This is a genomic window from Brachyspira catarrhinii (assembly GCF_005518285.1).
GTDB lineage: Bacteria > Spirochaetota > Brachyspiria > Brachyspirales > Brachyspiraceae > Brachyspira > Brachyspira catarrhinii.
The window spans coordinates 1-2,127 of the sequence record NZ_SJDU01000378.1; the positions used below are offsets into that span (position 1 = coordinate 1).

At 38.2% G+C, this 2,127-nt stretch carries 1 protein-coding gene; it reads left to right on the top strand.

Features of this window, described 5'->3' with window-relative positions; translation table 11 throughout:
• The coding region (rpoC, locus tag EZH24_RS10680) for a DNA-directed RNA polymerase subunit beta' (RefSeq protein WP_137999105.1) at positions 1–2,127 on the top strand (2,127 nt) is incomplete at both ends.

The following is a 2,127-nucleotide window of genomic DNA, read 5'->3' on the forward strand; positions in this document are numbered from 1 at the left end:
TTGCTTACCGAAGACGAATATAACGAAAGTTTGGACAGATTCGGAGACAATATAAAAATAGGAATCGGAGCGGAAGGCATTAGAGATATGCTTAGAGACCTCAATTTGGACGAAGAGATAAAAAAACTCAGAGCGGAGATGATTAAAAAGGGAGAGAAAAGCGACAGACGATTAAGAAAAAGACTTGAAATATTCGAGGATTTTAAATCGAGCGGAAACGACCCTTCTTGGATGATACTCGATGTCGTTCCCGTTATTCCTCCAGAATTGCGTCCTATGGTTCAGCTTGACGGCGGAAGATTTGCCACAAGCGATTTGAACGATTTATACAGAAGAGTTATAAATAGAAATATTAGATTAAGAAGATTATTGGTATTGCGAGCGCCAGATATTATAATAAGAAACGAAAAGAGAATGTTGCAAGAAGCCGTTGACGCTTTATTTGACAATAGCAGAAGAAAAAAAGTCGTAAAAGGACCTGGAAATAGAGCTTTAAAATCTTTATCCGATATGCTTAAAGGAAAGCAAGGAAGATTTAGGCAAAATTTATTGGGTAAAAGAGTAGACTATTCGGGACGTTCGGTTATCGTTGCGGGACCGAGTTTGAAAATGCATCAATGCGGGCTTCCTAAAAAAATGGCTGTCGAATTATTCAAACCTTTTATAATGAAAAAATTGGTTGAAATAAACAGCGCTCATAATATTAAAAGCGCAAAAAGATTTGTCGAAGAGGGCAGAGAGGAAGTTTGGGGAGTATTGGAAGAGATAGCGAAAGAGCATCCCGTTTTATTAAACAGAGCGCCAACTCTTCATAGATTGGGTATTCAGGCTTTTGAACCCGTGCTTGTGGAAGGAAAAGCCATTCAATTGCATCCTTTGGTATGTCATGCTTACAATGCGGATTTTGACGGCGACCAAATGGCTGTTCATACTCCGCTTTCGGCAGAATCTCAAATAGAGGCTTGGACTTTAATGCTCGCTCCTCATAATATACTTAATCCCGCAAACGGAGAGCCGATAGTAAATCCTACGCAGGATATAGTTCTTGGAATAAATTATTTAACTAAATTAAGAGCTGGGGCAAAAGGAGAAGGTAAAGTATTTTCTTCTTCAAAAGACGCTTTGCTTGCCTACGATAATAATTTGGTGGAACTCGAAGCGAGAATAAAAGTTTTAATGAAAAATAATCAAACGGGCGAGGAAGAATTTGTCGAAACTTCGGTTGGTAGATTGAAATTTAACAACGCTATTCCAGAAGATTTCAGATACCAAAATAGAGATTTTAACAGTAAAGATTTGGCAAAATTTATTCATGAAGTTTATTTGAAACATGGAACTTCAACTACGGTAAATATGCTTGACGACATTAAGGAGCTTGGTTATAAAAGCGCTACGGTATTCGGCTCGACAATTTCTATAGAGGATATAGTAATTCCTCCAATGAAGAAAAGCGAAATCGGAGAAGCAACTAAAAAATTGGAATCTCTTCAATCTCAATATATGGACGGTATTATTACAAACGATGAAAGAAGCCAAAAAGTTATCGACTTATGGTCTTCCGTATCGGATAAAATATCGGACGCTATGATGGATAATTTGAGGAAAGACCAAGACGGATTCAATCCCGTTTATATAATGGCGGATTCGGGAGCGAGAGGAAGCAAACAACAGATAAGACAGCTTGCGGGAATGAGAGGGCTTATGGCAAAACCTTCGGGAGATATTATAGAACTTCCTATTATATCCAACTTCAAAGAAGGGCTTACCGTTCAAGAATATTTTATTTCCACGCATGGAGCGAGAAAAGGACTCGCCGACACGGCTTTAAAAACTTCAAGCGCGGGATATTTGACGAGAAAATTAGTCGATGTCGCTATTGGAGTTGTCGTTTCCGAGCCAGACTGCGGAACGGTTAAAGGTATAGTAGTCGAAGCCATAAAATCTGGAGACGAAATTATAGACCCTTTGAAAAATAGAGTCGTAGGATTTTTCAGCAACGAACATATTTATCATCCTATTACGAAAGAATTGATATGCCCCGCAAATACGGAAATTACCGAAGAGATTGGCGATATAATAGAAAAAGCGGGAATAGAAAAAATAAATATAAGGCATCAGAATTTTATC